Source organism: Streptomyces aurantiaciflavus (assembly GCF_049808595.1).
Lineage (GTDB): Bacteria > Actinomycetota > Actinomycetes > Streptomycetales > Streptomycetaceae > Streptomyces.
Genome location: NZ_JBNCAQ010000013.1, coordinates 177567 through 204205 on the forward strand (window position 1 = coordinate 177567; position 26639 = coordinate 204205).

Sequence of the window (26639 nt, forward strand, 5' to 3'; positions counted from 1 at the left end):
CTTCCTTTGGCAAGTGGATATGCGAGACGGTGATTGCTGGCTACAGTCGTCTAGTTACAACTGGTTGTGGGGACAACCAAAGCGCCTTGGGGAGGGCCTGCAGCACATGAGTCGTCGCTCTACTGGTTTTGTCGGCGTCTGGGCTGAAATGCAACGGCAGCAGCAGCGTCAGCTGGAAGCCGAAGCCAGACGGCGGAGACAGCAAGAACAGCAAGCGCGGGCCTACCAGCGGCGAGCTGCCCAGAGCCACCGTGAGTACCGGCAGACAGAAGCTCTACGGCGCACGGAGGAGCTGGATGCGCAGGTTGCATCGTTGCAGGGTCTTCTTGCCTCGGGTTGCCAGGCTCCGCCCTTCAGGGCTGCCTCTCTCATGCGACCCGAAGACGTCCAGCCCTTCGCTCCGGGGCCACTGGCACAGCCAGTGCCCATGCCGGATTTCAATCACTACCAAACGCAGAGCGGCTGGACTGCGAGTAGCCGGGCACGGGCACAGTCCGAAGCTCGAGCACGCTTCGAGCGGGACTGGCAGGCCGCCCAAGCCGCGGAGGCTCACCGACAGCAGCAGTTGGCGTCGTATCAGCGGGAATACCAACAGTGGGCCGATGCTCAGCTGGCTGATGTACGGCGGCACAACGCCGGCGTCGTTGCGATAGCTGACGGCGTAAGGCGTCAAGATCCCGATTCCGTGGTCGAGTACTTCTCAGCTGCTCTCTACGCCTCGACGGCATGGCCGGAGGGTTTCCCGCGCCAGGTCGCAGCAGCCTACGACCCGGCGGCCCGACAGTTGGTACTGGATTGGGAGCTGCCCGCCTACAGCATCGTGCCGGAGGTCAAGGCCGTTCGGTACATGTCCGGGGTCGACCAGGACAAGGAGACTCCCCGCCCAGTAGGCCAGCGCCGTGCTCTGTACAGGGAGGTTCTCGCGCAGTGCATGCTCCTCGTTCTGCACGAGCTGTTCGCCGCAGATGAGCTGGGTGCGCTTGAGTCAGTGACCTTGAACGGATTCGTCGATGGGCATGACCCTACGACGGGCCGACCGGGCCATATCTTCCTCGCAACCGTCATGGCCTCACGCTCTTCGTTCCGTGACTTGCACCTGGCGCAGGTGGACGCAAGTAGTTGCCTGGCTGATGCACTGCGTGGGCAGCTCTCGGCTCGACCGGACCAACTCACACCAGTACGGCCGAGTAGGCGGCCGCAGGATGTCGGGAACCGTGTTGTCGCTCACGGCAGCGACGAGGAACCGGACCTGTTTGCCATGGACCCGATCGCCTTCGAGAATCTCGTTGCCGATCTCTTCCGGGCCATGGGGATGCAGGCGGTGACCACCCAGCGTTCCAACGACGGCGGTGTGGACGTCGACGCACTGGATCCGACACCCATCCGAGGCGGCAAGATCGTCGTGCAGGTGAAGCGTTATCGCAACACGGTGCCGCCCACCGCTGTGCGCGACTTGTACGGAACCGTGCAGGACGCCGGCGCCAACAAGGGTGTCCTCGTGACGACGTCAGGGTTCGGCCCCGGCTCACACGCCTTCGCCAACGGCAAGCCGCTGGAACTCGTCTCGGGCCCCGAACTCGTGGACCTGCTGCATCGTCATGGGTTGCGTGGGCGGCTTGGTGACGGCGGTCGGCAAGTCCACGCACAGCCGAGGCCCTCGGTGCCGGACACTCGGCTGCCAGAGGATTACAACGTCCTGGGCATGTCGTGGACCGGAAGCGTTGCCTTGGACGTGTGCGCTCTCGTCTGCCGTGGCAACCGGGTCCTCAGTGACGATCACTTCGTCTTCTTCAACAATCCGCAAACGCCGGACGGCTCGGTGCGTGCTCTCCCGGCCACTGCACCTGACAAGGCCGCGATCTGTGTCTCCTTCGACGGGTTGCCCGATGAGGCCGACCGGTTCGTGCTCGTGGCGGCCATCGACCCAGAGGTCAACCCGGACGCCGACCTCTCCGGTTTCACGGACGCCTGCATCCGCCTGCTCGACCCAGGGTTGGCTGAGCTGGGACAGCTTGAAGTCTCCGACGGCCGGGCGCGCGAAACCGCCTTGGTACTCGGCTCCTTCCGCCGAAGGGCGAACGGAGACTGGGACTTCGTCCTGGGCGGCAAGGGCTACATGGGCGGTCTGGAGGAACTCGTTCAGGATTTCGGCATCGAGGTGGAGTAGTCCACCTGGGGTCCCACTGTTGCACTGGTTGAGGTCTGTGAACGCGGCTTGATGATTCATGTCAAGGCGCGCTCACAGACCTCTTGCGGTACTGCTCTCCTGGGCTTCAAGAAGTTCGTCACCGTGCCCGATCGCCCAGCGTCCAAGCGCCATCACCGGGCCCTCGCCCAGGCTCTGCCCCAAGCCGGTCAAGGCGTAGTCGACGCGTGGCGGTGCCTCGGCGTGAGCGTGGCGCTCGATCAGTCCGCTTGCGAGCAGGGTGCAAGGAGTCGGTCAGAACCTTGTCGCTGATGCCGCCGATCGCAGCGTGCAACTCGCGGCGTCGGTGCGGTCCCAAGCGAAGCGCCGCCAGTACGACGGGATCCCAGGTATGGGCGAAGAGATCGGTGGCCGCGCGCAAACGGCAATCAGCGACGAACTCATGGCAGCGGGCGTCGTGATCAGTCATCTCGCCGTCCATCATCGCGCGCCGGTCACGCACTGATCGGTGCGTAACGCCTTCCCTACCGTGGCCACCCGACCGACCACCAGGGGAGAGGCACGGACAGATGCGCATCGGGATCCTGAGAACAGGGACATTGGCGGCGGCCCTGGGTGAGGGCTGGGCACGTGCGGGACATGAGGTGGTGATCGGCGGACGGTCGCATGTCAAGGCGGAGAAGCTTGCTGAGCGGCTGGAGCACAAAGTGCTGGCTGTCGCACCGCGTGAGGCAGTCACCGGGCGCGATGCGGTGCTCCTCGCCGTGTTGACGACAGCTTCAGTGTCTGGGCCGGCGCCACCCACCGCAGCGCCCTCGCCCCGCTGGCCGATGCCGCCATCGAGTGGACCCAATCCGACGTGTGACCTCGCTTCGCCCCATCGTTGCCCGCAAGACACGGACACCGACAGATTGCAAAGCGTAGCGGCGGAGGGCGTTCCCAGTGCTTGATGTGAAGTCCGATTTGATCAGGCTTCGGTGCTGCCGAAAAGGGTGTCGGCCGGCCCGCGTGTCCACAGGGAAAGGTCGCTGCTCGTCGCCACGGCGATGGTCTGTCCGGAGGGCGAGAAGCCTGCTGTGCGGAATGTGGAGTAGTTCGAGTGGAAGATGTGCCACCACTGCTCTCCGTGCGGACCCGCGTGGGGCAACCCACCGTCGCGGGACAGCAGGACACGCTCGTTCGGCCAGGCCGGGGTGACGACCTCCAGGGTCCAGCCGTCCGTGGTGGTGGTGTGCAGCCCCCCGCCGAAAAGCCCCGCGATGCGCACGCGGCTTCCGGCGATCGGCCCCAGTCCGGGGCACGAAAGGTCGGCAACCGCGTCGGGGGTGCTGTCCTCGGGGTCGGGGTCACGGTCCCTGGCGATCTTCTCCCCGGTGACGGCGTCGAAGAGACCGTGACCGTCGTGGGAGACGACCATCACCAAATCGTGGCCGCTGGCGGGATGCGTCGCGAAGCCGATTCCGAGCAGTCCGCCGACAGGAACGCCGTATGCGTACTCGAAGACGGGCTGCCAGGGTTCAGGAGCGGGCACCACGGGGGCCGCGAGAAGCCGGTTCCGCATCGCCTGCTGGTACACCGAGAGCTCGGGCTCACGCTCCGACTGTTCGACCGGAGCCGCCTTCTTCGTCCACTTCCTCACGGCTCCATGATCCACGCTTCGGCGGGTTCCCCAACGGAGTTGATGCAGGCCAGCGCTCAAGCACATGCTCTTGCAGTCTGTGAACGCGGCTTGATGACCCACGTCAAGCCTCGTTCACAAACTGTATCCATAGTGACCGGGGAAACCGCGTGCCCCCTTTGGTGGGCTGTACGTTCCGCACGGCGGACGGCCACCACCAGCAGTATCTTGACCGCAACATCAACGGCCAGGGCGGGACCGGTGTTTCCTGTCCGATCGGCGTGGCTCCGGCCAAGGGGGGAGTTCCGCAATCGACCCTGAGCTCCTGGCGGCTTTGTGGAGGGAAAGCCATCCGTCGGGCCCTCCTGTCGCTCACACGTTTCGCACTAGGTACGCGGATCGCTGGGTGCGCTTCCATAGCCTTCCCGACTCGAAGCGCTACCCGGAGTCCGGGGACGAGTACGCGATCGTGCTGGACCGGTACAACACGATCCTCGACGAGTTGTTCGCGGGCACGGACGTGTTCGTGGTGACCATGGACTGGTCGAACACACCGACCGGGCCCGCGGGCTACCCGACGCCACGACAGACACTGCATCCCGACGGCATCCGCTGGTGGACAGAGTCGGAGCAGGACGACCCCGACCCGGAGTTCCACACCCACACACGTCTGTACGCCGACCGGCGCCGGTGGAACCGCGGCTGCCTCGACGGTCTGTTGCGAGCCGTCGCGGACGAGGCGCTCGTCGAAGTCTTCGTTGCCGACACGGAACTGCGACGCATCCACCATCCCTACGACGGCGGCGCAGACGTCATCCTTGCCACGCCTGCGGAGCGTGACCGTGTGCGTGACCAACACACAGATTGGCTTTCCAGCCACCCAGCCGGCCTCTGAGAACCGCAGCGGCTCCCCTTTCCCGACCGACGCGCAGTGCTCTGTCAACGCTGTCTGATGACCCAGGTCATGCGCTCCCGGCTCCAAGCCGACGGAAAACGCCCGTTGCGGGCCGCTGCCTTGCCGATCTCCGGGCGGTACGCCTGGTAGACGGTGACCGTGGAGTCCGTGTGCAGGGCGCGGATGCGGAACTTCGGCTCCTGGGGGGCGGAGTGGTCGCGTGGTCGTTCGGCGGAGTGGTCGTCCGGTTGGTCAACGTGTCGTTCGACGGATTGATCGTTCACGGCACCAGCCTCGCCACCACCGAGCCGTACGGCCACCGGATTTCCGCGCCGGTGTCCGCACGCCTCTTGGCTCGGTACGCCGTATGCCCAACACTCGGGCCATGACGCAGCGTGTGGAGCTCGCTACCGTGATGGACCGGCTGGCCGTGGACGGGCTGATCACCGACTACGCGGTGGCGGTCGACGACGGTGACTGGGCGGCGTACCGGGGGTTGTTCACGCCGGACGGGCGGGCGGACTACCGTTCGGCCGGGGGTATCGAGGGGGACGCCGGGAAGGTGGCCGCGTGGCTCGCGCAGAGCATGCGGGTGTTCTCGATGCGGCAGCACCTCATCGTGAACCGTCGGCTCCGCTTCGGGGTTCTGGAACAGGACAGGGGGGACACGGCCCGGGTCCAGGCCGACTACGTCAATCCCATGCGGCTGGGCGGCGGGGGCTCCCGCGCCGAGCCCGACTTCGTCTGCGGCGGCCGGTACGCCTTCGCGCTGCTGCGCACGGACGACGGCTGGCGGGTGCGTGAGGTGGTCGTCCAGGAGAAGTGGCGCCGGCCGGCCGGGAGGGAGGCCACCGGCTGATCCCGGCCATCTGGTGGGAGATCGTCTCCGGCGCGCACACTGGAGCCACCAGCGGGTAGGGAGGTGCCGTATGAAGACGTTCGGTCCCTGGCTCACCTCCCCGTGGCGGCGCTCGGCCGTCGGGGCGCTGGCGGGCGCGCTGCCCGTGCCGGCGTTTCCGGCGCCGGCCCTGTGGTGGTGGGCGTTCCTGGCGCTGGTCCCCTGGCTGCTGCTCGCCCGCTCGGCCCCGACGGGCAGGCGGGCGGTGTACGACGGCTGGAGCGGCGGCTTCGGGTTCATGCTGGCCATGCATCTGTGGCTGCTGCCGAACCTGCATGTCTTCATCCTGGTGCTCGCCGCGCTGCTGGGCGCGCTGTGGGCGCCGTGGGGCTGGCTGGTGCGCCGCTTCCTCGCCGGGGTGCCCTCGGGCAAGCGGGTCGGGGCCGCGCTGGTCGTGCTGCCCTCGGGCTGGCTCGCTGTCGAGCTGGTCCGCTCCTGGCAGGGGCTGGGCGGGCCGTGGGGCATGCTCGGGTCCAGCCAGTGGCAGGTGGAGCCGGCGTTGCGGCTGTCGTCCGTCGGCGGGGTGTGGCTGCTCAGTTTCCTGGTGGTGGCCGTGAACGTCGCGGTCGCCGTCCTCGTCGCCGTTCCGGCGCACCGGGTGCCCGCCGTCGCCGGACTCGTGGCGACCGCCGCAGCGACCTGTGCCGCGTGGGGGTGGGCGCCGCGTCCGGACGCGGAGGGGCGGCAGGCCCGGATCGCCGTCGTACAGCCGGGTGTCGTCGCCGGCCCCGACCGCCGCTTCGACCGTGAGGAGCAGCTGACCCGCCGGCTCGTCGGGCAGGACGTCGACCTGATCGTCTGGGGCGAGAGCAGCGTCGGTCATGATCTGCACGACCGGCCCGACCTGGCGCGGCGGCTCGCGGCGCTGTCCCGCGCGACCGGCGCCGACATCCTGGTCAACGTGGACGCCCGCCGCTCCGACCGGCCCGGCATCTACAAGAGCTCGATCCTGATCGGTCCGGACGGCCCGACCGGCGACCGGTACGACAAGATGCGGCTGGTGCCGTTCGGTGAGTACATCCCGGCCCGCTCGCTCCTCGGCTGGGCCACCTCGGTCGGCAAGGCCGCCGGCGAGGACCGCCGGCGCGGCAGCGAGCAGGTCGTGATGAACGCCGGGCGGGGGCTGCGCATCGGCCCGATGGTGTGCTTCGAGACCGCGTTCCCCGACATGAGCCGTCATCTGGCCGAGGACGGCACCGACGTGCTGGTCGCCCAGTCGTCGACGTCGACCTTCCAGGACAGCTGGGCCCCTGAGCAGCACGCCTCCCTCGGCGCCCTGCGCGCCGCGGAGACCGGCCGCCCGTTCGTCCACTCGACGCTGACGGGTGTCTCCGCCGTGTACGACGCGAGCGGCCGGCGCCTGGGCCCGTGGCTGGGGACGAGCGCGAGCACCGCGGCCGTCTACGAGGTACCGCTCACGGACGGCGTCACCGCGTACGTCCGCTTCGGTGACTGGCCGGTCCACGCGGCCCTGCTGGTGCTCGCGGCCGTCGCTCTCACGGAGGGGGCGCGGGCGATCAGGCTGCGCCGGAACGCTCCCGCACCGCCCGTACCACACGCTCGCACAGTTCGTGAGTCGCCAGCGCGTCCCGCGCGCTGAGCACCTTGCCCGCGCGCACCGCGTCGAGGAAGGCCAGCACCGCCTGCTCGATGCCGCGCTGCCGGGCCACCGGAACCCAGTCGCCACGCCGCCGCACCGTGGGCTGCCCCTTGTGGTCGACGATCTCGGCGAGGTTGACGACCTGCCGCTTGGTGTCCTGCCCGGACACCTCCAGGATCTCCTCGTTCGAGCCGCTGAGCCGGTTCATCACGCCCAGCGCGGTGAAGCCGTCCCCGGCGAGCTGGAGGACGACGTGGTGCAGCAGCCCGTCCACGACCCGGGCCCGTACGGTCACGTCGTCCACCGGCCCCGGCACGAGGAAACGCAGGGTGTCGACGACGTGGATGAAGTCGTCGAGGATCATCGTGCGCGGCCGCTCGGGCAGCCCGATCCGGTTCTTCTGCATGAGGATCAGCTCGCGCGGGTGGTCGGCGCACTGCGCGTACCCGGGGGCGTAACGCCGGTTGAAGCCGACGGCGAGACTCGTCCCGCGCTCCTCCGCGAGCGCCACCAGCCGCTCGGAGTCGGCGAGTTCGTACGCCAGCGGCTTGTCCACGTAGGTCGGGACGCCCGCTTCCAGCAGTCGCGTGACGATCTCGGGGTGGGCGACGGTGGGCGCGTGCACGAAGGCCGCGTCGAGGCCCTCGGCGAGCAGCGCGTCGAGGTCGCGGTGGCGCTGTTCCCCGGGCACCCGAAGGGTGTCGGCGACCCGGTCGAGAGTGGCCGGCGTGCGGGTCTGGAGGTGCAGTTCGAGCCCGGGCAGCGCGCCCAGCACCGGCAGGTACGCCTTCTGAGCGATGTCACCGAGTCCGATGCAGCCGACCTTCACGGGGGCTCCTTCCCTGCTGGTCCACGCCTGCCTGCACGGCAGCATACGGCGTCCCCCGTTCTCGGCTTCGATCGAGCGGGAGGGGCCTCCACGCGCGGCCGCCGGTCGACGATCCCGTCGAGAGCGCGCCGGAAGCTCGCGAGCCGACGCCCGCCCCTGCCAACCGCCGGTCATGGCGGCCACGCGCCGCCGCGAGCTGCGGAAACTGCTCGCCGGGACGTCAGGGCAGGAAAACCCGTGGTCGGATCACGCGGGCCCGCGACACGATGCGTCCATGACGACGCAACGCAGGGAACCCGCCCAGACCGCCGACGAACGCACGATGCTGGAGGGCTGGTTGGACTACCACCGGCAGACCCTGGCGTGGAAGTGCGAGGGCCTCACCGACGACCAGCTCCGCACCGCCTCGGTGCCGCCGTCCGAGCTGTCCCTGATGGGGCTGGTGCGGCACATGGCGGATGTGGAGCGCGGCTGGTTCCGCAAGGTCCTCATGGGGGACGACCCCGGCCCGATCTACTTCAGCGACGAGGACCGCGACGGCGAGTTCCACCTCACCGAGGAGGACACCTGGAAGGAGGCGTACGCCACCTGGCAGGAAGAGATCGACATCGCCCGGCGCAACGCGGCCGGCTTCGCTCTGGACGACCTCTCCCGGGGTAAGAGCCGGTTCACCGAGGAACCGTTCAGCCTGCGCTGGATCTACACCCACATGATCGAGGAGTACGCCCGCCACAACGGCCACGCCGATCTGATCCGTGAGCGCATAGACGGCGTCACCGGCGACTGACGTGCCGTCAGTCCGAGCGGGCGGACGCCCCTCGTACGGGGTGGTGGATCACCCGGTCGGGGCATCCTGGGCCGGTGCCCCGTACCTGTGGGGGCGGGACCCAGCAGAGTGGCGTGGGTGCATCGAACGACGACGACCACCGCAACGCTTCTGCTGACCGTGGCCGTCTCGGCCCTGGGCGGTTGTGTGACCGTCCAGCACTCGCCCGTGGCGGGGCCGCCGACCGCGCCTTCCCGGCCGTCCGCGCCCCGGCCGTCGCCGCCCCGACCGGACGGGACGGCCGAGACGCCGGTCGTGCAGGCGCCGGCGCAGGAGGCGCTGGGCATGGTCGGGCCGGACCGCGGGCCGGAGTCGACGCCACCCGCCGAGCGTCGGCGGGCCGCCCCGGCGGCACCGGTGCGGCAGCCCTCGCCCCGCTCCCACCCGCAGCCGCGTCCGCACCCCCGGCCGGCTCACCCCGAGCCGCGGCGCCCCGCCCCACCTCGGGTCGAGCTCCCCGAGGCGGGCCAGGGCCTGGACCATGAGGGGCGTGGGAGCACCGATGTGTGCGCCCTCGGCAGGAAGTACGGAGGCTGGCGAGCGGACAGCCCGGAGGCGGTGATCTGCGAGCGGACCTATGGGCGTTAGGCCGGCCCGCCGGAGGGCTCGCCGAGCCGCAGTTCCATCCTGCTGATCGCCGCCCGTACCCCGTCCCCGTAGCTGTCGTCGCGCAGGGCGCCGGCCGCTCGTCGTGCCCTGCGGACATGGGTGCGGGCGGCCTCGGAGCGGCCCAGTTTCTCGTAGTCGGCCGCCAGGTTGAGGTGCAGTGAGGGGTAGAGCGCCCGCACCTCCAGGGAGCCCTCGTGTTCCTCCGCCGCCGTGAGGGCACGCAGGTCCCAGGCCAGTTCGTCGAAGGGGTCGTCCTGGGTGTCGGCCAGGTAGTGGGCCAGGGTGCAGCGGTGCAGGGGGTCGCCCTCCTCGCCGAGCTCGGTCCACAGGTCGAGGAGGCGGCGCCGGGCCTCCTCGCGATCTCCCCCGTGGTGCAGCATCACGACCTGTCCGATGCGTGTCAGCACGGCGTCCGGCGTCGCCTGCTCCTGTCGTTGCTCCGCCACCGCATGGCCTCCTTGCGTCGTTGCGACGACGCTAGCCGCAGGCGACGGCAATCCCGGTCAGGCGGCACCGGGCCGGTCCGAGGAGGGACCGGCCCGGCGGTCGTTTTCGGCCCTGGTTCCCGGGATCGTCGTCAGCCCAGGTTCGGGATCGTCCAGTCGATCGGCTCGTGGCCCTGCTGGGCCACCGCCTCGTTGATCCGGGTGAACGGGCGGGAGCCGAAGAACTTCTTCGCGGACAGCGGGGAGGGATGCGCGCCCTTGACCACCACGTGCCGTGTCTCGTCGATCAGGGGCAGCTTCTTCTGCGCGTAGTTGCCCCACAGGACGAAGACGGCCGGGTCGGGCCGGTCGGCCACGGCGCGGATGACGGCGTCGGTGAACTTCTCCCAGCCCTTGCCCTTGTGCGAGTTCGCCTCGCCGGAGCGGACGGTGAGGACCGCGTTGAGCAGCAGCACACCCTGCTGGGCCCACGGCATGAGGTAGCCGTTGTCCGGGATGGGCGTGCCCAGCTCCTCGTGCATCTCCTTGTAGATGTTGCGCAGCGACGGCGGGATCTTCACGCCGGGCCGCACGGAGAAGCACAGACCGTGCCCCTGGCCCTCGCCGTGGTACGGGTCCTGGCCGAGGATCAGCACCTTCACCCGCTCGTACGGTGTGGCGTCGAGCGCGGCGAAGACCTCCTCCCGGGGAGGGTAGACGGGACCCCTCGCTCGCTCCTCCTCGACGAACTCCGTCAGCTCCTTGAAGTAGGGCTGCTGCAGCTCGTCGCCCAGGACCCCGCGCCAGGACTCGGGCAGCATGGCGGTGTCGGTCACGTCAACGTCCTCCGTTGTGCGGTCACTTCCAGGCCACTGAACCTACAGGTGACCACTGACACTCGGTCCCGCGGTCCGCCCCTACCAGCTGGTCTTGCGGGAAAGTTCCCACATCATCATGATCGTCGACGGGTCCAGCGCCCGCTCCGCGCCCGAGACGTCCTCGTTCGCGGCGATGTACTGCTTGCCCTGCCACAGCGGCAGCAGCCGGGCTTCGTCGACGAGGATCTGCTGGGCCTCCTGGAACTCCTTCACCACGTTGGCGCGGTCGCTCTCCTCACGGGAGCGGGGCAGCAGCACCTGGGTGATCTCCTTCGCCGGGTAGGGCGTGCCGAGCGCATTCTGCTCGCCGACGAAGGGGGCGATGAAGTTGTCCGCGTCGGGGAAGTCGGGGGCCCAGCCGCGGCCGAACACCGGATACTCGCCGTTCTGGTAGCCGAGCACGTAGGTCTTCCAGGGGCGGCTCTTCAGGGTGACCGTGAACAGGCCCGAGGCCTCGAGCTGGCTCTTGATCTCCTTGAACTCCAGGGCGGTGTCGGAGCCGTAGCGGTCGGTGGTGTACCAGAGGGTGAGCGGGACGGGCGCGGTGATGCCGGCGTCGGTGAGCATCGCGCGGGCCTTGTCGCGGTCGGGCTCGCCGAAGTCGTCGAAGAAGACGGTGGTGTGGCCGGTCAGGCCCTTCGGGACCATCGAGTACAGCGGGTCGACGGTGTCCTTGTAGACCTTGTGGGCGATCGCGGGCCGGTCGACGATCTGGGCGACGGCTCTGCGGACGGCGAGCTTGTTCGCCCAGGGGTCCTTGGGGTTGAAGACCAGGTAGTTGATGTTGCTGCCGGCGCCCTCGATGAGCTGCAGGCCCTGGTTGTCCTCGCTCTCCAGGGCGACGATGTCGTCGGCGGCGAGACCCTGGTAGGTGATGTCGATCTGCCCGCCGCGCAGGGCCTTGACCATGGCGCCGGAGTCCTGGAAGTAGCGGATGGTCACGGCGTCGTTGCGGCGCTTGGCGAAGCCCTTGTAGCGGTCGTTGCGCACGAGCTTCGCCTGCTTGCCCTCGTCGTACCCGTCCAGCTTGTACGGACCGGAGCCGACGATGCCGCCGTCCTTGCGCAGCGACTTCTCGGGGTAGTCCTCGGGCGAGACGATCGACATGCCCGGGGTGGCGAGCACGAACGGGAAGGTGGCGTCGGCCTTGTTGAGCTGGAAGACGACCTCGCGGTCGCCGACCACCTGGACCCGGTCGAGGCTGCCCAGCAGCCCGGCGGGTCCGGTGATCGCGTTGATCTCCTTGATCCGGTCGATCGAGTACTTCACGGCCGCCGCGTCGAGCTTGTCGCCGTTGGAGAAGGTGAGGCCCTCTTGCAGTTCACAGCGGTAGGAGCGGTTGGAGGCGTCGGTGAACTCGCAGCTCTTGGCGGCGTCCGGCTGGGGCTCGGCCGCGCCGGTCGGGTAGGAGAGGAGGGTCTGGTAGACGTTGCGGAACAGCTCCCAGGAGCCGTCCCAGGAGGCTGCGGGATCCAGCGTGCTGGGGGCGCTGGTGGTGCCCACGACGATCGGCCCGGCGTCGTCGGAGCCTTCCTCTCCCAGGAGACTGCATCCGGCCACCAGCGATATGGACACGATCGCCGCCATTTGCTGCAAGGATCGGTTCCGGTTGAACACGCGCACGCTCCTCGATCTGCCATACCAAGGGTCGGCGAACGATACCGCAGCGCCACGCCGGGTGAACCCGTGGCTGATACAGCGTTCTGATCACATGCGCGTGACGACGTTGTCATCGGGGGCTGCGGCGGTTCTACGACGACATGGGCGCCGCTTCCGTAGGGGAAGCGGCGCCCATGTCCGGTTTGCAGCGGCGGTGAGATCAGCCGACGCCGGCGTTGAGGAAGATGCCGCCGTCGACGACGAGGGTCTGGCCGGTGACCCAGTCCGACTGCTCCGAGGTCAGGAACGCGGCGGCGCCGCCGATGTCGGAGGGCACGCCGAGCCGGCCCAGCGGGTAGGAGGCGGCCGCCTCCGCCTCCCGGCCCTCGTACAGGGCCTGCGCGAACTTGGTCTTCACCACGGCCGGGGCGATCGCGTTGACCCGCACCCTGGGCGCGAACTCGTGCGCCAGCTGCTGGGTCAGGTTGATCATCGCGGCCTTGCTGACGCCGTAGGCGCCGATGAAGGGCGAGGCCGACAGACCTGCCACGGAGGCGATGTTGACGATCGCGCCGCCGTTGTCCTTCTGCCAGGCGTGCCAGGTGCGCTGGGCGAAGCCGAGCGCGGAGATCACGTTGGTCTCGAAGACCTTGCGCGCCACGTTCAGGTCGAGGTCGGCGATCGGTCCGAACACCGGGTTGGTACCGGCGTTGTTGACCAGGTAGTCGACGCGGCCGAAGGCCTCCATGGTCCGTTCGACGGCGGCGGCCTGGTGGTCGACGTCGTGGGCCTTGCCGGCGACGCCGATGACGCGGTCGGCGCCGAGCTTGTCGACGGCCTCCTTCAGCGCGTCCTCGTTGCGGCCGGTGATGCAGACCCGGTCGCCGCGGGCGAGGAGGGCCTCGGCGACGCCGTAGCCGATGCCGCGGCTGGCGCCCGTGACGAGGGCGACCTTGCCGGAGAGTGCGGGCAGTTCAGTCATGGTCGTGATCCCTGGTGATCTAGTTGAGCGGTCCGCCGGCGACGTACAGCACCTGGCCGGAGACGAAGCCGGCGGCCTCGCCCGTGAAGAAGGCGATCGCGTTGGCGATGTCGTCGGGCTCGCCGACGCGCTGCACCGGGATCTGGGTGGCGGCGGCGGCCTTGAACTCCTCGAAACCCATGCCGACCCGGGCGGCGGTCGCGGCCGTCATGTCGGTGGCGATGAAGCCGGGGGCGACCGCGTTGGCGGTGATGCCGAACTTGCCGAGCTCGATGGCGAGGGTCTTGGTGAAGCCCTGCAGACCGGCCTTGGCGGCGGAGTAGTTGGCCTGGCCGCGGTTGCCGAGGGCGGAGGACGAGGAGAGGTTGACGATGCGGCCGAAGCCGGCGTCGACCATGTGCTTCTGGACGGCCTTGGTCATCAGGAAGGAGCCGCGCAGGTGCACGTTCAGGACCGTGTCCCAGTCGGAGACGCTCATCTTGAACAGCAGGTTGTCGCGGAGCACGCCCGCGTTGTTGACGAGGATCGTCGGCGCGCCGAGCTCCTCGACGACGCGCGCGATCGCCGCCTCGACCTGGGCCTCGTCGGAGACGTCGGCGCCGATCGCGACGGCCCGGCCGCCGGCGGCGGTGATCTTCTCGACGGTGTCCTTGCAGGCGGCCTCGTCGAGGTCGATCACCGCGACCGCGCGGCCCTCGGCCGCCAGCCGTACGGCGGTGGCGGCGCCGATGCCGCGTGCCGCGCCGGTGACTACTGCGACCCGCTGCTCAGTGGTGGACATTGCTGGATCTCCTCGCCCTCGAGAAAGCCTGAACGCCTGGATTGGTCTGCGGCTCCACGGTACGCCTTGGGTGAGCGACCGCTTAGTACCTTCAGCACAGGTGACGCTAGAAGCCATGGCACCCGGTGTCAACGGCACACCGGGCGCGTGTGATCCATTACCTCACCAGGAGGTCCAGCAACCGCCGCGCCTCGGCCGCGGGATCGGTGGTGAGGCCGGTGTGCACGGGCCCCGGCTGGACGACCGTCGAGCGGGGCGCGATCAGCCAGCGGAAGCGCCGCCCGGCGTCGTCCGCGGCCGCCTGCCCGGCCCCCTCGCCGCCGGCGCACACGCTCTCGACGGCGCTCAGCGCCGCGCGCACACCGGCCACGTCGGCATGCGGGTCGAGGGCCAGCAGTCGCGCCTCGTCGAGGTGGGTGCGGGCGCCGACGTAGGCCTGGGCGCGGCAGTAGACGAGCACGCCGGCGTTGATGCACTCGCCACGCTCGACGCGGGGGACGACGCGCAGCAGGGCGTACTCGTAGACGTCCCGGTCGTTGGCCTCGCTCGCCCTGATGATGTGGCGCTCGTTCACTCGGCCCCCTTGATGCGTTCGTGGATGACGGCGGCGCGTGCGAGGAGGGGTGCCGCGTAGGCACGGCGCAGCGCGTCCGGGGTGTCGAAACCGGGCTCGTCGGCGAGCCAGGTGTCCGGGATCTCGGCGGTGACCTCGGCGAGCAGGTCGGCGGTGACCAGCGGGGCCAGGTCGGCGGCCGCGGCGGCGAGGTCGGGGCGGAAGCGGGCGAGGGCGTGGTCGCCGGCGTCGTAGGGGCGGGCCGCGGAGGTCTCGGCGGAGGGCCAGTTGTGGTGCCAGATCATGGTGGCGCCGTGGTCGATGAGCCAGAGGTCGCCGCGGTGCACGAGCAGGTTGGGGTTGCGCCAGGAGCGGTCGACGTTGTTGACGAGGGCGTCGAACCAGAGGATCCGGCCGGCCTCCTCGGGGCCCACCGGGAAGGCGAGCGGGTCGAAGCCGAGGGCTCCGGAGAGGAAGTCCATGCCGAGGTTGGTGCCGCCGCTGGACCTCAGCAGGTCCTGCACCTGCTGGTCGGGCTCGCCGAGGCCCAGCACCGGGTCGAGTTCGACGGTCACCAGACGGGGCACCCTGAGGCCCAGCCGGCGGGCGAGTTCCCCGCAGACCACCTCGGCGACGAGCGTCTTGCGGCCCTGTCCGGCGCCGGAGAACTTCAGGACGTAGGTCCCGAGGTCGTCGGCCTCCACGAGCCCCGGCAGCGAGCCGCCCTCACGCAGAGGCGTGATGTAACGGGTCGCGACGACTTCCTTGAGCATCGCCCCAGGCTACTGGGGCGCAGACGCGCTCCGGCGCCCGGCCGACAGCTCCGCGACAGCTGTGGCTTACGTCCCCCTGATCTCGAACGGGTCAATATCTCGACACTGTCCGGAGCTGGCGCGGTTGCTGAACACGCGGCGCCGACAGCCCGTACATCTCTGCAGATCATCGATCCTCCCCCGAAGGGAACCTCAGCATGACGAGCGCATCCGTCAACCCCGTCTCTGGACCCGCCCGCCGTACCGTCGTGGCGGCCGCCGGAGCCGCGGGCCTCACCGTCGCGCTGACCGCGTGCGGGGGCTCCGACGACGACGCGTCGAGCTCGTCGGTCTCGTCCGGCGGCACCACCGGGTCGACCGGGTCCACCGGCAGCTCCGACTCCGCGAGCACCGGCGGCGCGGCGGCCGGCAGCGCGCTCGCCAAGACCGCTGACATCCCCGAGGGCGGCGGGAAGGTCTTCGATGCCGAGAAGGTCGTCGTCGTGCAGCCGACGGCGGGCCAGTACAAGGCGTTCTCGGCCGTGTGCACCCACCAGGGCTGCGCGGTGAAGAGCGTCGCCGACGGGGTGATCAACTGTCCCTGCCACAACAGCAACTTCTCGGTCACGGACGGCAGTGTGAAGAGCGGTCCGGCGACGAAGCCGCTGCCCGAGGTGCAGATCACGGTCAGCGGGGACTCGATCAGCCTCGCCTGACGCGCGCACCCGGCCGTTCGAAGCACGCCAGCACCTCGTCCGTGGTCGCGACCGTGGCGACCAGCGCGAGGGTGTGGCGGATCATCGCGGGGGTGTACTCCGACGGCACCCCCGCGATGGCGTCGGCCGGCACGACGACCGTGTAGCCGCGGTTCACCGCGTCGAAGACGGCGTTGGGAACGGCCACGTTGGCGGAGACACCGGTGACGACCAGGGTGCGGCAGCCCAGGTTGCGCAGCAGGGCGTCGACGTCGGTGCCCTGGATCGGCGACAGGCCGTGCAGCCGTCGTACGACGAAGTCCTCCTCGAAGACCTCGACGGGGGGTGCGACGCGGACGGCGGCGGTGCCGGAGAGCTGCTGGACGGGGAGACGTCCGGCGGCGCGGAACAGCCGGGCGTTGCGGTTCGCGCCCCGGCCGTCGGGACGGCGTTCGGCGACGGCGTGGATCACCTGGACGCCCCTGACGTGCGCGCCGGCCACGAGGCGGGCGACGTTGGTGAGGGCGCCCGACGCCCGGGCCTCGCGGGCGAGTTCGGGCAGCGCGGCGTCCGGTCCGACGACGCCCTGCTGGCACTCCACGGTCAGCAGGACGGTAGTCGCGGGGTCGAGGAGGTCACCGAGCTGGTCGTGGGACGGCATGGTTCCTCCAGGGGGTCGGTCGGTGAAGTCGGGTGAGAATAGCCACCGTTGCGTGAGCCCGGAAGAACACTCATCCTTTCCTGAAAAGCCTTTTTTGACGTGGTGTCAGAGGATCTCTGGCACGACGTGAGAGAAGAGAACAGAAAAGAGGGCCGGATGACCGTCACTCAGCGCCGGGGCCGGAAGATCATGATGACGCCGGGGGAGCTGGACGCCTTCCTCACCTTCCAGCGCACCTGCCGGGTCGCCACCGTCTCCACCGACGGTGCCCCGCACGTGAGCGCCCTGTGGTTCCTGTGGGACGGCGACGCACTGTGGCTGTACTCGGTGGTGCGCAGCAAGCGGTGGGCGGACCTGCGCCGCGACCCCCGCGTCGCGATCGTGATCGACTCCGGCGAGGAGTACGACTCGCTGCGGGGCGTCGAGCTGTCCGGCACCGTGGAGTTCGTGGGCGAGATCCCGCGCACCGGCGAGCTGTGCGCCGAACTCGACGCCGTGGAGACGCTGTTCGCACGCAAGAACTTCGGCCTGGACGCGATGCCGCACGACGGTCGGCACGCGTGGATACGGCTGCGGCCGGAGAAGGTCGTCTCCTGGGACTTCCGCAAGCTGGCCGACAGATAGCTCAACCGACGGTCCGCGCCGCGGACTTCAGCGCCTCGACCGCCGCCCGGATCGACGGGCGGCGGTCGGCGTCCGCCCGCCATACGACGTAGACGTGCCGGCGGACCCGCTGGCGCAGCGGGACCATGACGACTCGCTCGGGCACCGGGTGCCGGCCGAGCAGGGGGGCGATGCACACACCCAGCCCGGCGGCGACGAGCGCGAGTTGGGTGTGGGTCTCGGCCGCGCGGTGGCCGACGATCGGCTCGATGCCGCGCGAGCGGAGCGTGAACATCAGCCACTCGTGGCAGAACTCGCCCTCGCCCCAGGTGATCCACTCGTCCTCGGCGAACTCCCCCAGGTCCACCTCGTCACACCCCGCGAGGGGGTGGTCGGCCGGCATCGCCACATCGGCGGGGTCGTCGAGGATGGGCGCCTTGACCAGGCCGTCCGGGAGCGGCATCGGCTTGTTGTACCAGTCCAGGACCACGGCGAGGTCGAGGTCGCCGCGCACCACCGCGGCGATCCCGTTCTCCGGCTCCAGCTCGCAGGAGCGCACCCGCAGCCCTGGATGCGCCTTGCGCAGCTCGGCGAGCGCGCAGGGGAACAGTCCGCGCGCGGCGGTCGGGAAGGCCGACAGTCTCAACTCGCCCACGACCTGACCGCGTTGCGCCTCCAGATCGGACTGGGCGAGCTCCACCTGCGACAGGATCCGGGCCGCGTGATCGGCGAGCAGTCGGCCCGCGTCCGTCAGCCGCACGCCCCGCCCGTGCTTGGCGAGGAGCTGCTGCCCGACCTCCCGCTCCAGCTTGGCCATCTGCTGGGAGACGGCCGACGTCGTGATGTGCAGCCCCGCGGCGGCACCGCTGACCGAGCCGTGCCGGGCGAGGGCGTCGAGGGTGCGCAGGCGCTCCAGGTTCAACATGTAAGCGATACTACGAGATACCGCGTGCGGATTCTCGCTTGTGCTACGAGGTCAATGTCCAGCACCGTGAAGACCATGACCACCGTCACCTCCACCACCCGCGCTGCCTCCCCGACCGCCCCGGCCCGCTCCCGCCGCGCCCTGGACTGGCGCCTGCGCTTCGGCGCCCTCTCCCTGATCTGGGGCTTCAGCTTCCTGCTGATCAAGGTGGGCACCGAGGGATACGCCCCCTTCCAGGTGACGTTGGGCAGGCTGGTGTTCGGTACGGCGGTGCTGGCGGCCGCGATGGCGGTGAAGCGGGAGCGGCTACCGCGCGGGGCGCGCACCTGGGGGCATCTGACGGTCGCCGCCCTCCTCCTGAACGCGCTGCCCTTCTCGCTCTTCGCCTACGCGGAGCTGACGATCCCCTCGACGCTCGCCGGCATCTGCAACGCGACCTCCCCCCTGTGGGGCATGGCACTGTCCCTGGTCGCCCTCTCCGAGGACCGGCCGACCCGGAGCCGGGTCGCGGGCCTGGGTCTCGGCTTCCTCGGCGTGCTGACGGTCCTGGGCGCCTGGCAGGGCTTCGACGGCCTGGACGCCCGCGGCACCACCCTGGCCCTGCTGGCCTCGCTCAGCTACCCCGTCGGCTGGATCTACGTCCGCCGCACGCTGGCCGGCACCAGCTCCTCGGCCCTGTCCCTGACCGGCGCGCAGCTGCTCCTGGCCACGGCCCAACTGGCCCTGGTCACCCCTCTGTTCACCAGCCTCCCCACGCGTCTCCCCCTCGTCCCGCTGCTCGCGGTCGCCGCCCTGGGCGCCCTCGGCACCGGCCTGGCCGTCCTGATCCAGTACGGCCTGGTCACCGAGGTCGGCCCGACCACGGCCCAGATGGTCACCTACTTCATCCCGGTCATCGCCACGGCAGCGGGCGTCGCCCTGCTCGGCGAGACGCTGACCTGGTCGACGCCGGTGGGAGCGGTGGTGGTGCTGGCGGGGGCGGCGCTGACGCAGGCGAGGGCAAGGTCGTAGACGAAACCGAGGGACGGCGCCTCACAGCCGCGACCTAGACATAGCCGCGCCCCGGCACCGCCCGCACCGCGGAGGCCACCGCGTCCGCCAGCGGCCCCACCTCGTCCTCGGTCAGCGTCGACACGGTGATCCGGATTCCGGGCGGGGCCGCCATCCGGAACCGCGCGCCGGGCGCGACCGCCCACCCCGCCTGCAGCAACCGGGCAACGGCCCCCGTCTCGTCGGGCACGGGAATCCACACGTTCATCCCGCTGCGCCCCCGGGCCTCGACCCCCCGCTCGGCCAGCGCGGCGATCAACGCGTCGCGGCGGCGGCCGTACGCCGCCGCGACCGTCCCCACGTCCACCGCCCCGTCGGCCCACAGCCGCACCACCGCCCGCTGGGTGATCCGGCTGACCCATCCGGGCCCGAGCCGCTGTCGCCCGCGGACCCGGTCGAGGGTGAGCTGGTCCCCGGTGAGGACGGCGAGCCGCAGATCGGGCCCGTACGCCTTGGCGACCGAGCGCACGAAGGCCCAGTGCCGGGTGACGCCGGCGAGGGGGTGGAGGGGCAGGTCGACGATCCGGTGACCGTGGTCGTCCTCGACGAGCAGGGTCTGCGGACGCCGCCGGAGCACGGCGCGCAGGGCACGCGCGCGTGCGGCGCTCACCGCCGCGCCGGTCGGGTTCTGCGCCCGGTCGGTGACGATCAGCGCGCGTGCCCCGCCTTCCAGGGCGCGGGCCACGTCCTCGGGCAGCGGCCCGTCGTCGTCCAGGCCGACCGGGACCGTGCGCAGCCCGAGGGCGGGGACGAGGTCGAGCAGCGATCCCCAGCCGGGGTCCTCGACGGCCACCGTGTCGCCGGGCCTGAGGTGGGCGGCGAGGACACGCTCGACGGCGTCCAGCGATCCGGAGGTGACGGCCACGGGTCCGGCCGGTACTCCGTCGACGTCCAGGTCGGCCCGGGCCAGGCGCGCGAGTTCGGGCTCCACCGGCTCGTGTCCGTACAGGACCGGATCCCGGTCGCCCTGCGCGGCCGCCCAGGCGAACGCGGGCGCCAACGGTGGCAGCAGCGCGGTGTCCGGGTTGCCGGCGGCCGCGTCCCGGACCCCCTCCGCAACCTCCACCCGGATGAACTCCCGCCCGGTCGTGGCCGGCTTCGCCCGCACCCGGCTGCCTCGGCGTCCGTCGGTCTCGATCACCCCCCGCTCGCGCAGCGTGCGATACGCGGCCGCGACGGTGTTCGGATTCACCCCGAGCCGCTCCGCCAACTCCCGCATGGGAGGCAGCACTTGGCCGGGCTCCAGCTCACCGGCACCCACCGCGCGCTCCACGCTCGCGGAAATCTCTGCTGCGCGGCGCCCCTTGATCGGATACTCTCCTAGCACAAAGCTCATTATGCACTAGTACAAAACAGCGTCAAGGAGAGCGCCATGCCGGAGTCCGTACAGCCGACGACGCAGTCCGCCGCCTACACCCCCACCGACCGCACCGTCCCCACCCGGGCCCCGCAGAGGGCCTCCTACGACAAGGCCGCGGTGCACGCGATACTCGACGAGGGGTACGTCTGCCACCTGGGCTTCGTCCGCGACGGCGCGCCGGTCGTGCTGCCCACGCTGTACGGCCGGGTCGGCGACACGCTCTACGTGCACGGTTCGACGGGCTCGCGCCCGCTGCGGATGACGGGCCAGGCGGACCCGGGGCTGCCGGTGTGCCTGACGGTGACGCACGTGGACGCGTTGATCCTGGCCCGCTCGGCCTTCCACCACTCGATCAACTACCGCTCCGTGGTGGTGCACGGCCTGGCTCACGACGTGACGGACCCGGAGGAGAAGCGGGCGGCGCTCGACGCCCTGGTCGACCATGTCGTCCCCGGCCGCGCCGCCGACTCGCGGCCCGCCAACAGGAAGGAGCTGGCGGCCACCGCGGTGATCCGCCTCGACCTGAACGAGGTCTCGGCCAAGACCCGCACCGGCGGGGTGAACGACGAGCCCGAGGACCTCGCCCTCCCCCACTGGGCGGGCGTGGTCCCGCTGCGCAAGGGCTACGACACCCCCGTCCCCGACGCGGACCTGCGTCCCGGCACCGAGGTCCCGGACTACCTGGCGACGCCGTAGGTCCGGCCAGCCCGGCGACAGCCCGCCCCGGGGCCGCCGTCAGCCCTCACCGGAGGGCCCGCTCAGGCGGCCGGAGGCGGAAGAACGAGTGGCCGGGAGGTGCGATCGGCACCTCAGGCGGTGGTCCCCCGGGCGGACAACTCCCGTTCGGGGCTGCCGGCGGCCACCGGCTCGGCGGAGCCCTTGGAGGGCGTGGACGACTGGGCGATGAAGGCGCCCAGCAGGACCACCGCGCCGCCCGCGATCTGCGGCGTCGAGAGGTGCTCGCCGAGCAGGAACCACGCCAGGACGGTCGCGATGACCGCCTCAAGGCATGCCACCACGCCCGCGACCTGCGGCGAGAGCCGGCGCACGGAGACCACGCCGGTGACGTACGCGACGACCGTGGCGATCAGCACGATCCAGACGAGGAGCAGCCAGGCCGGGACCTCGGTGCCGTCCATGCGGGCGGAGTGCGCGAGCACGGACCAGTCCATGCCCCAGGGGCGGGCGACGACCGTCAGCACGGCGGCGCCGGTGAGGAGGCCGTACGCGATCACACCGAACGGGTTCGGGGCGTCGTCGCCGGAGTCGCTGCCCTGGTCGGACAGGACGAAGTAGCCGACCTGACAGCAGGCGGCGGCGAGCGCGAGGAGCAGCCCCAGGGCGTCGAAGCCGAGCCCCGACCAGACCTCCACGACACACGCGAGTCCGCCCACCGCGAGGACCACGCCGAGCGCGGCGGCCCGGGTCACCGGCCGCCGCTGCACGAATCGCACCCAGCCGAGCACGAGGGCGGGCGCGAGGTACTCGACGAGCAGCGCGACACCGACGGGGATGCGGGAGATCGAGGCGAAGTAGAAGGCCTGGACGCCGGCCACGCCGAGCAGACCGAACCCGGCGAGCAGCGCGGGGCGGCGGCGCAGCAGCGCGCGGTGGCGTACCGCGAGCGGCAGCATCACCAGGGCCGCGCCGGTCACCCGTAGCCACACCACGTGCAGCGGGTCGAGTCCCGCCTCGATCAGCGGTTTGGCCGCGACCCCGGACCCGCCGAAGGCGATGGCCGAACCGACCGCCAGAGAGAGCCCGATGCCCTTTCCGCGGTTGACCTGACTGCTCACAGACGTATGCACCGGCACATGATGACAGGCGACGACATGAGCGTCACCCCCGTTGACACCTGTCTCAGCGGATGGACGGGGTGAGGGTCGGGTCAGTGGGCCGTCTCGCCGCCCCCGGCGTACTCCTGCAGGCCGTCCTCGATGCGGGCCCGCACCTCGAGCGGATCGACGCCGGCCCGGGTGAGGACCTCGACGGCCCTGGCCTGCGGGTCGGCGACGATCGCCGCGAGCAGGTCCACGCCGCGGGCCCGGTGGTCGGCCCGGGCCCGGTCGCCGGCGCGGCCGACCGCCCGTGCGCGCGCCTGGTCCAGGGCCGCGGAGGCGAGCGGCGAGAAACCCGCGACGGCGGTGACGACGGGCAGGGCGCCGGAGTCCTCGACGCTGCTCTGCCAGCGCAGGCCGTAGCCGATGCTGCGCTGGACGAGGTAGCCGAGGAGCCGGACCAGCCGAGGGCCGTCGCCGAAGGCGGCGCGCACCTCGGGGTCGTGCTCCAGGAGGGAGTGCAGCAGGTGCGCGGTGTCGATCTGCCGGTCCCTGTCGCGGACCGCCCGTCGGCGCGCACCCTCGACCGTCGCCGCCAGCTCGGCGCTGAGCCCGGCGTCGTCGTCCATGGCCCGGGCCGCCTGGTCGCGGGCCGCCTGCCGGGGAATACGGGGTTGCACATCCCCCACCCCATCAGTCCCGGCAGGCCGGGTCATCCACGGAAGGGAGCATTTTCGCGTCCCACGCAGAGCGGACCACGTCCCCCGGAATCTCCTCCGTAAGGAGGAGATTCAGCCGTTTTCCGCACCGGCCCGCGCGCCTCCTTGCTTCCGGCACACTTCCTGACGGTTCGTCAGTATTGAATGTTCGAGGCCCGGCGGCTACGTTCCGCGACACCGTAGCCCGAGTCGCCCGACACGAAGAGGTGGTCGCATGGCCGAAGTCAGCGCGGAGGCCCGTATTCAGGCGCCGGCCGAGAAGGTGTGGTCCAAGCTCACGGACTGGTCGGCGTACGGGGAGTGGAACGCGACCCACACCGACTTCCCGCGGGGTGGCCCGGAGGCCCTCGAGGTGGGCGCGACCTTCCAGGAGAACATGAAGCTGATGGGGTTCCCGGCCGAGGTCGAGTGGACCGTGGCGGAACTGGAGCCGGCCCGGCTGCTGGCCATCCGCGGCAAGGGCCCGATGGCGGTGAGCGTGGCCACGCGCTACACCCTCACCCCCGACGGCGACGCGACGACCGTCCGGATCGACGGCGAGTTCACGGGCGCGGCCGTGTCGTTGATGGCGGGAAAGCTGAAGGACTCGGGGACGGCCGCGCTGAACGAGTCGCTGCGCCGACTGGGCGGGCTGGTGGCCTGAGCACACGCCCACGACACGTGAAGGCGCCCCGTGGATCGCTCCACGGGGCGCCTCCGTCACGACGGGGAGACCGTCGACCGTCGTCGGCCCCGAGACCTGACCGGCTCTCGTCGGCCGCCGTCAGTCCTCGTCAGCCCTCGCCGGCGCTCGTCAGTCCTCGTCGGCGAGGATCAGGTACAGCTTCTTGCGGGCCTCGTTGATGACCGCGAGAGCCTTTTCGCGCTGCTCCTTGCTGCCGGTCTTCCAGACCTGGCCGAAGGCCTCCATCAGACCGAAGCCGGCCTGGCGGATCTCACCGAGAGCCTCCCAGTCGACCCCGCGGGAGGCCTCCTCCCAGGGGGCTTCCGGACCCTCCTCGGCCGCCGCGCGGCCCGCCTCGGTGAGCGAGAACAGCTTCTTGCCGCCCTCGGACTCACTGCTGATCAGCCCCTCGTCCTCCAGCAGTTGGAGAGTGGGGTACACCGAGCCGGGGCTGGGCTTCCACGCGCCGCCGCTGCGCTCGGCGATCTCCTGGATCATCTCGTAGCCGTGCATGGGCCGTTCCTTGAGCAGGGCCAGGATCGAGGCCCGTACGTCACCGCGCCGCGCCCTCCCCCTGGGCCCGCCGCGTCCTCGTCCGCCCCAGGGGCCAGGACCGAAGCCCGGCCCGAAACCTCCGCCGTGACCTCCGGGGCCGAACCCCGGACCACCCGGCCCGAAGGGCCCGAAGGCAGCCCGCCGACCCTCGAAGCCACCCCGGCCGCGCCAGGAGGGGCCGTCCTGCCGATGTCCACGCTCGAATCCGTGGGAACGCATCGCCATCACTTCCATTCATTCCATCGTTGATCTGTCGCGATGCGTCAACGATATATCGGAACAGTTCGCATGACAAGGCCCTGTTCCAGGGCAGCTTTGTCCCGCGCTGGGGGTGTCGGATGGCTGTACCGGCTGGGGCGGATCAGGCGGGGCCGTGCGTCGAGTTGTCGTACGCGGACGCGGTTCGCGGGCGTCGTCGGCCTCCGCTGCGGGACTGCGTGACGAGCCGGTTTCCGAGGATGTCGATCCGGTACGTACGCCGGCGGATCGACGACGCGGTGGGGGCGGCGAGCGTTGGTTCGTCTCTGTCACGGCCTAGGAGCGGGGCGACATCACTCCATCGACTCCAGAATGCGGTCGAGTGTCCGGCGCCCCATTCTGCTCATCGTCGGATTGCTCTCGACGTAGTACCAGACAACACCCATCGCCTGTTGGAACGCCCATGCCTTGCCGCGCTCCCACTCCAGATCGTCACAGCCCAGTGTCCGCCGCAGCACTTCCCGCGGGCCTGGCTGCAACAGGTGCCAGGCACTGACCAGATCCAGCGCCGGGTCGGCCGGGCCGAAGCCGCCGGTGTCGAGTACGCCGCCGAGCCGGTCTCCCGCGACCAGTACATTGCCGGGAATCAAGTCACCATGGCTCATCACGTCGGCACCCGTGCGCGGCAACTCCCGAAAATGGCTCCACACCTGGCGCAGCCGGGGCACGTCGAGGAGCCCCTCGCTCTCCTCGAAGCACTTCGCCATCCAATCGTCGTGGTGAGCGAGAACGCCGCCACGATGGTCGCCGCTGAAAACCCGCCCCCGCGTCTCGGCGTTCCGCAGGGCCGCGATGAAGGCCGCAAGGTCCTCGGCGAAAGCGTCCGACCCACTCGGGTCGGCATCGAAGGCGACCGTTCCCGGCAGCCATGTCTGGACCGACCACGGCATGGGGTAACCCGCTCCGGGCTTTCCCAAGGCGACGGGTTCCGGGGCGGGGAACCGAGACACCTGTGCCAGCTCTGCGCTCGCCCGGGCTTCCTGTTCCAGAACCGCCAGCGCCTCGGCGGCATCGGCCAGACGCAGTGGGAAACGCGCAGAGAGGTCGTTCCCGATGCGGAAGATGGCGTTGACCGTCCCGGTAGACGACACGAGTCGGATCGCCTTGCCGCTCCACTGAGGGAACTGTTCTTGAATCAAGGTCGCAACGATTTCGGTGGTCACGTCCACCTGGTCATCGTGCATGGTCATCTCTCGCAGGCCCTTCCACCAGTCCACTTCGAAACGCCAGAGGCAGACCGGATCAACTGAGACGACAGCCAGTATTCATGCGCCAGGGTCCGGATCAACTGAGATTTTTTCGGCCACCCAGGTGCCTCAACCGTTCTGGTCGCCCCAGGTCACCGCCGCGGTGCACCGGCATGACGGCGAGCGGGAACGTCGGCACGCCCCGGACCACTTCGTCTCCGCCGCGCGGTCGGCTCGGCGGTGGTCGTCGACTCGGCCGGAGCCCCGTGAAGGTGGGTCCCCTACCCGTCGAGCGGGAAGCGGTAGACAGTCGACTGCCTGGCTCGGAAGCCGAGACGCTCATAGAGCCGGTTCGCTGCCGCGCGGTCCGGCCGGGAGGTGAGATCCACCGTCCGGGCACCCGCCTCCCGGGCAACCCGCAAGGCCTCCTGGGTGAGAAGACCGGCGACTCCCCGGCCTCGCGCCGCACCGTCGACGACCACGTCTTCGATGCGGGCGCGCAAACCGGACGGCAAGGGCAGCATCACCAGGGTCAGAGTCCCGAGGATCGTCCCGGACGCCCGGGCGACGAGCACCGTGTTGGCATCGCACGTCACCATCCGTTCGACCGCTTCACGGTCGAGGGGCTTTGCCGTCGAGGACAGCTGCGGCAACAACCGGCCGAAGGCGTCGACGAGTTCCTGACTCGCTTCCCTGACGATGTCTACACGGACGTCCATGCGGGGAGCCTATCCGTCGCCCAGGCAACTCAGCCGCAACTCAGCCCGCTCCGGCCCGGAGACCTGCTCCCTGT

29 protein-coding genes and 2 pseudogenes are annotated in these 26639 nt (G+C 70.4%); 12 read left to right on the forward strand and 19 right to left on the reverse strand.

Annotated elements, in window-relative coordinates; genetic code table 11:
* Positions 1 to 106 precede the first annotated feature (106 nt).
* Positions 107 to 2167 carry a restriction endonuclease gene (locus ACPT94_RS18150; RefSeq protein ID WP_425246286.1) on the forward strand — a complete coding sequence of 687 codons (2061 nt, stop codon included), beginning with the start codon at positions 107 to 109 and terminating at the stop codon, positions 2165 to 2167.
* Between the two features lie 72 nt (positions 2168 to 2239).
* On the opposite strand, the pseudogene ACPT94_RS18155 reads toward ACPT94_RS18150, so the two are convergent.
* Positions 2240 to 2567 (reverse strand): annotated as a pseudogene (locus ACPT94_RS18155) (winged helix-turn-helix transcriptional regulator).
* 61 nt (positions 2568 to 2628) lie between these two features.
* Between ACPT94_RS18155 and ACPT94_RS18160 the strand changes: the two are divergent.
* Positions 2629 to 3096 carry an NAD(P)-binding domain-containing protein gene (locus tag ACPT94_RS18160; RefSeq protein ID WP_425246307.1) on the forward strand — a complete coding sequence of 156 codons (468 nt, stop codon included), beginning with the start codon at positions 2629 to 2631 and terminating at the stop codon, positions 3094 to 3096.
* A 17-nt stretch (positions 3097 to 3113) separates the two neighbouring features.
* On the opposite strand, the gene ACPT94_RS18165 is transcribed toward ACPT94_RS18160, so the two are convergent.
* Positions 3114 to 3785 (reverse strand): hypothetical protein, encoded by a 672-nt coding sequence (locus ACPT94_RS18165; protein ID WP_425246287.1) that lies wholly within the window; start codon positions 3783 to 3785, stop codon positions 3114 to 3116.
* A 313-nt stretch (positions 3786 to 4098) separates the two neighbouring features.
* On the opposite strand from ACPT94_RS18165, the gene ACPT94_RS18170 reads away from it, so the two are divergent.
* On the forward strand, positions 4099 to 4659 hold the full coding sequence (locus ACPT94_RS18170) for a DUF3885 domain-containing protein (RefSeq protein ID WP_425246288.1): 561 nt from the start codon (positions 4099 to 4101) through the stop codon (positions 4657 to 4659).
* A gap of 59 nt (positions 4660 to 4718) precedes the next feature.
* Here ACPT94_RS18170 and ACPT94_RS18175 read toward each other — a convergent pair.
* Positions 4719 to 4844 (reverse strand): annotated as a pseudogene (locus tag ACPT94_RS18175) (DUF4291 family protein); the annotation flags it as partial.
* A gap of 200 nt (positions 4845 to 5044) precedes the next feature.
* Between ACPT94_RS18175 and ACPT94_RS18180 the strand changes: the two are divergent.
* Positions 5045 to 5518 (forward strand): nuclear transport factor 2 family protein, encoded by a 474-nt coding sequence (locus ACPT94_RS18180; protein ID WP_360342235.1) that lies wholly within the window; start codon positions 5045 to 5047, stop codon positions 5516 to 5518.
* A 70-nt stretch (positions 5519 to 5588) separates the two neighbouring features.
* Positions 5589 to 7157 carry an apolipoprotein N-acyltransferase gene (lnt, locus tag ACPT94_RS18185; protein WP_425246289.1) on the forward strand — a complete coding sequence of 523 codons (1569 nt, stop codon included), beginning with the start codon at positions 5589 to 5591 and terminating at the stop codon, positions 7155 to 7157.
* On the opposite strand, the gene ACPT94_RS18190 is transcribed toward lnt, so the two are convergent.
* Positions 7075 to 7986 carry a Gfo/Idh/MocA family protein gene (locus ACPT94_RS18190; RefSeq protein ID WP_360342229.1) on the reverse strand — a complete coding sequence of 304 codons (912 nt, stop codon included), beginning with the start codon at positions 7984 to 7986 and terminating at the stop codon, positions 7075 to 7077. The two genes, lnt and ACPT94_RS18190, sit on opposite strands and share 83 nt — an antisense overlap.
* A 274-nt stretch (positions 7987 to 8260) precedes the next feature.
* Between ACPT94_RS18190 and ACPT94_RS18195 the strand changes: the two genes are divergently transcribed.
* Entirely contained in the window at positions 8261 to 8773 is a 513-nt protein-coding gene (locus ACPT94_RS18195; protein ID WP_360342226.1) for a DinB family protein, read from the forward strand.
* A gap of 117 nt (positions 8774 to 8890) precedes the next feature.
* Entirely contained in the window at positions 8891 to 9400 is a 510-nt protein-coding gene (locus tag ACPT94_RS18200; RefSeq protein ID WP_360342223.1) for a hypothetical protein, read from the forward strand.
* Here the strand turns inward: ACPT94_RS18200 and ACPT94_RS18205 are convergent.
* From ACPT94_RS18205 to ACPT94_RS18235, 7 genes are all read right to left on the reverse strand, one after another.
* Positions 9397 to 9867, reverse strand: coding sequence for a hypothetical protein (locus ACPT94_RS18205; RefSeq protein WP_360342220.1), 471 nt, complete (start codon positions 9865 to 9867; stop codon positions 9397 to 9399). The genes ACPT94_RS18200 and ACPT94_RS18205 overlap by 4 nt on opposite strands.
* Positions 9868 to 9998: 131 nt before the next feature.
* A complete protein-coding gene (locus ACPT94_RS18210; RefSeq protein ID WP_360342217.1) occupies positions 9999 to 10682 on the reverse strand; it encodes a uracil-DNA glycosylase in 684 nt (227 codons plus the stop codon).
* Positions 10683 to 10763: 81 nt separating this feature from the next.
* Positions 10764 to 12311, reverse strand: coding sequence for an ABC transporter substrate-binding protein (locus tag ACPT94_RS18215; RefSeq protein ID WP_360342214.1), 1548 nt, complete (start codon positions 12309 to 12311; stop codon positions 10764 to 10766).
* A 232-nt stretch (positions 12312 to 12543) separates the two neighbouring features.
* Positions 12544 to 13305 carry an SDR family oxidoreductase gene (locus tag ACPT94_RS18220; RefSeq protein ID WP_360342211.1) on the reverse strand — a complete coding sequence of 254 codons (762 nt, stop codon included), beginning with the start codon at positions 13303 to 13305 and terminating at the stop codon, positions 12544 to 12546.
* A gap of 19 nt (positions 13306 to 13324) precedes the next feature.
* On the reverse strand, positions 13325 to 14086 hold the full coding sequence (gene fabG / locus ACPT94_RS18225; protein ID WP_360342208.1) for a 3-oxoacyl-ACP reductase FabG: 762 nt from the start codon (positions 14084 to 14086) through the stop codon (positions 13325 to 13327).
* Positions 14087 to 14243: 157 nt separating this feature from the next.
* Positions 14244 to 14660 (reverse strand): DUF3037 domain-containing protein, encoded by a 417-nt coding sequence (locus ACPT94_RS18230; RefSeq protein ID WP_360342205.1) that lies wholly within the window; start codon positions 14658 to 14660, stop codon positions 14244 to 14246.
* Positions 14657 to 15412: a HipA family kinase gene (locus ACPT94_RS18235; protein ID WP_360342202.1), complete on the reverse strand. Its 756-nt coding sequence runs from the start codon at positions 15410 to 15412 to the stop codon at positions 14657 to 14659. Before ACPT94_RS18235 ends, ACPT94_RS18230 begins: the two co-directional genes overlap by 4 nt.
* Before the next feature lie 197 nt (positions 15413 to 15609).
* On the opposite strand from ACPT94_RS18235, the gene ACPT94_RS18240 reads away from it, so the two are divergent.
* Entirely contained in the window at positions 15610 to 16107 is a 498-nt protein-coding gene (locus ACPT94_RS18240; protein WP_360342199.1) for a Rieske (2Fe-2S) protein, read from the forward strand.
* Here the strand turns inward: ACPT94_RS18240 and ACPT94_RS18245 are convergent.
* Positions 16094 to 16747: a cysteine hydrolase family protein gene (locus ACPT94_RS18245; RefSeq protein ID WP_425246290.1), complete on the reverse strand. Its 654-nt coding sequence runs from the start codon at positions 16745 to 16747 to the stop codon at positions 16094 to 16096. The genes ACPT94_RS18240 and ACPT94_RS18245 overlap by 14 nt on opposite strands.
* Before the next feature lie 156 nt (positions 16748 to 16903).
* On the opposite strand from ACPT94_RS18245, the gene ACPT94_RS18250 reads away from it, so the two are divergent.
* Complete coding sequence (locus ACPT94_RS18250) at positions 16904 to 17371, forward strand: pyridoxamine 5'-phosphate oxidase family protein (RefSeq protein ID WP_360342193.1); 468 nt, start codon at positions 16904 to 16906, stop codon at positions 17369 to 17371.
* Between the two features lies 1 nt (position 17372).
* Here ACPT94_RS18250 and ACPT94_RS18255 read toward each other — a convergent pair whose 3' ends face one another.
* The gene (locus tag ACPT94_RS18255) at positions 17373 to 18275 is read right to left on the reverse strand and encodes a LysR family transcriptional regulator (protein ID WP_360342190.1); all 903 of its coding nucleotides are present in this window, start codon (positions 18273 to 18275) and stop codon (positions 17373 to 17375) included.
* A 75-nt stretch (positions 18276 to 18350) separates the two neighbouring features.
* Here ACPT94_RS18255 and ACPT94_RS18260 point away from each other — a divergent pair, with 75 nt between their 5' ends.
* Positions 18351 to 19286 (forward strand): DMT family transporter, encoded by a 936-nt coding sequence (locus ACPT94_RS18260; RefSeq protein WP_360342187.1) that lies wholly within the window; start codon positions 18351 to 18353, stop codon positions 19284 to 19286.
* 34 nt (positions 19287 to 19320) lie between these two features.
* Here the strand turns inward: ACPT94_RS18260 and ACPT94_RS18265 are convergent, their stop codons facing one another.
* A complete protein-coding gene (locus ACPT94_RS18265) occupies positions 19321 to 20652 on the reverse strand; it encodes an aminotransferase class I/II-fold pyridoxal phosphate-dependent enzyme (protein ID WP_425246291.1) in 1332 nt (443 codons plus the stop codon).
* A 45-nt stretch (positions 20653 to 20697) separates the two neighbouring features.
* Between ACPT94_RS18265 and ACPT94_RS18270 the strand changes: the two genes are divergently transcribed.
* Entirely contained in the window at positions 20698 to 21381 is a 684-nt protein-coding gene (locus ACPT94_RS18270; protein ID WP_425246292.1) for a pyridoxamine 5'-phosphate oxidase family protein, read from the forward strand.
* A gap of 113 nt (positions 21382 to 21494) precedes the next feature.
* Here ACPT94_RS18270 and ACPT94_RS18275 read toward each other — a convergent pair whose 3' ends face one another.
* The gene (locus ACPT94_RS18275) at positions 21495 to 22499 is read right to left on the reverse strand and encodes an EamA family transporter (protein ID WP_360342178.1); all 1005 of its coding nucleotides are present in this window, start codon (positions 22497 to 22499) and stop codon (positions 21495 to 21497) included.
* Positions 22500 to 22573: 74 nt separating this feature from the next.
* Positions 22574 to 23143 carry a Clp protease N-terminal domain-containing protein gene (locus tag ACPT94_RS18280; RefSeq protein ID WP_360342175.1) on the reverse strand — a complete coding sequence of 190 codons (570 nt, stop codon included), beginning with the start codon at positions 23141 to 23143 and terminating at the stop codon, positions 22574 to 22576.
* Between the two features lie 253 nt (positions 23144 to 23396).
* Between ACPT94_RS18280 and ACPT94_RS18285 the strand changes: the two genes are divergently transcribed.
* Positions 23397 to 23825: a type II toxin-antitoxin system Rv0910 family toxin gene (locus ACPT94_RS18285; RefSeq protein WP_360342172.1), complete on the forward strand. Its 429-nt coding sequence runs from the start codon at positions 23397 to 23399 to the stop codon at positions 23823 to 23825.
* Positions 23826 to 23975: 150 nt separating this feature from the next.
* Here the strand turns inward: ACPT94_RS18285 and ACPT94_RS18290 are convergent, their stop codons facing one another.
* From ACPT94_RS18290 to ACPT94_RS18300, 3 genes are all read right to left on the reverse strand, one after another.
* Entirely contained in the window at positions 23976 to 24620 is a 645-nt protein-coding gene (locus tag ACPT94_RS18290; protein ID WP_360342169.1) for a PadR family transcriptional regulator, read from the reverse strand.
* Between the two features lie 332 nt (positions 24621 to 24952).
* Complete coding sequence (locus ACPT94_RS18295) at positions 24953 to 25849, reverse strand: aminoglycoside phosphotransferase family protein (RefSeq protein WP_360342166.1); 897 nt, start codon at positions 25847 to 25849, stop codon at positions 24953 to 24955.
* 278 nt (positions 25850 to 26127) lie between these two features.
* Positions 26128 to 26565, reverse strand: coding sequence for a GNAT family N-acetyltransferase (locus tag ACPT94_RS18300; RefSeq protein ID WP_360342164.1), 438 nt, complete (start codon positions 26563 to 26565; stop codon positions 26128 to 26130).
* Between the last annotated feature and the right edge of the window lie 74 nt (positions 26566 to 26639).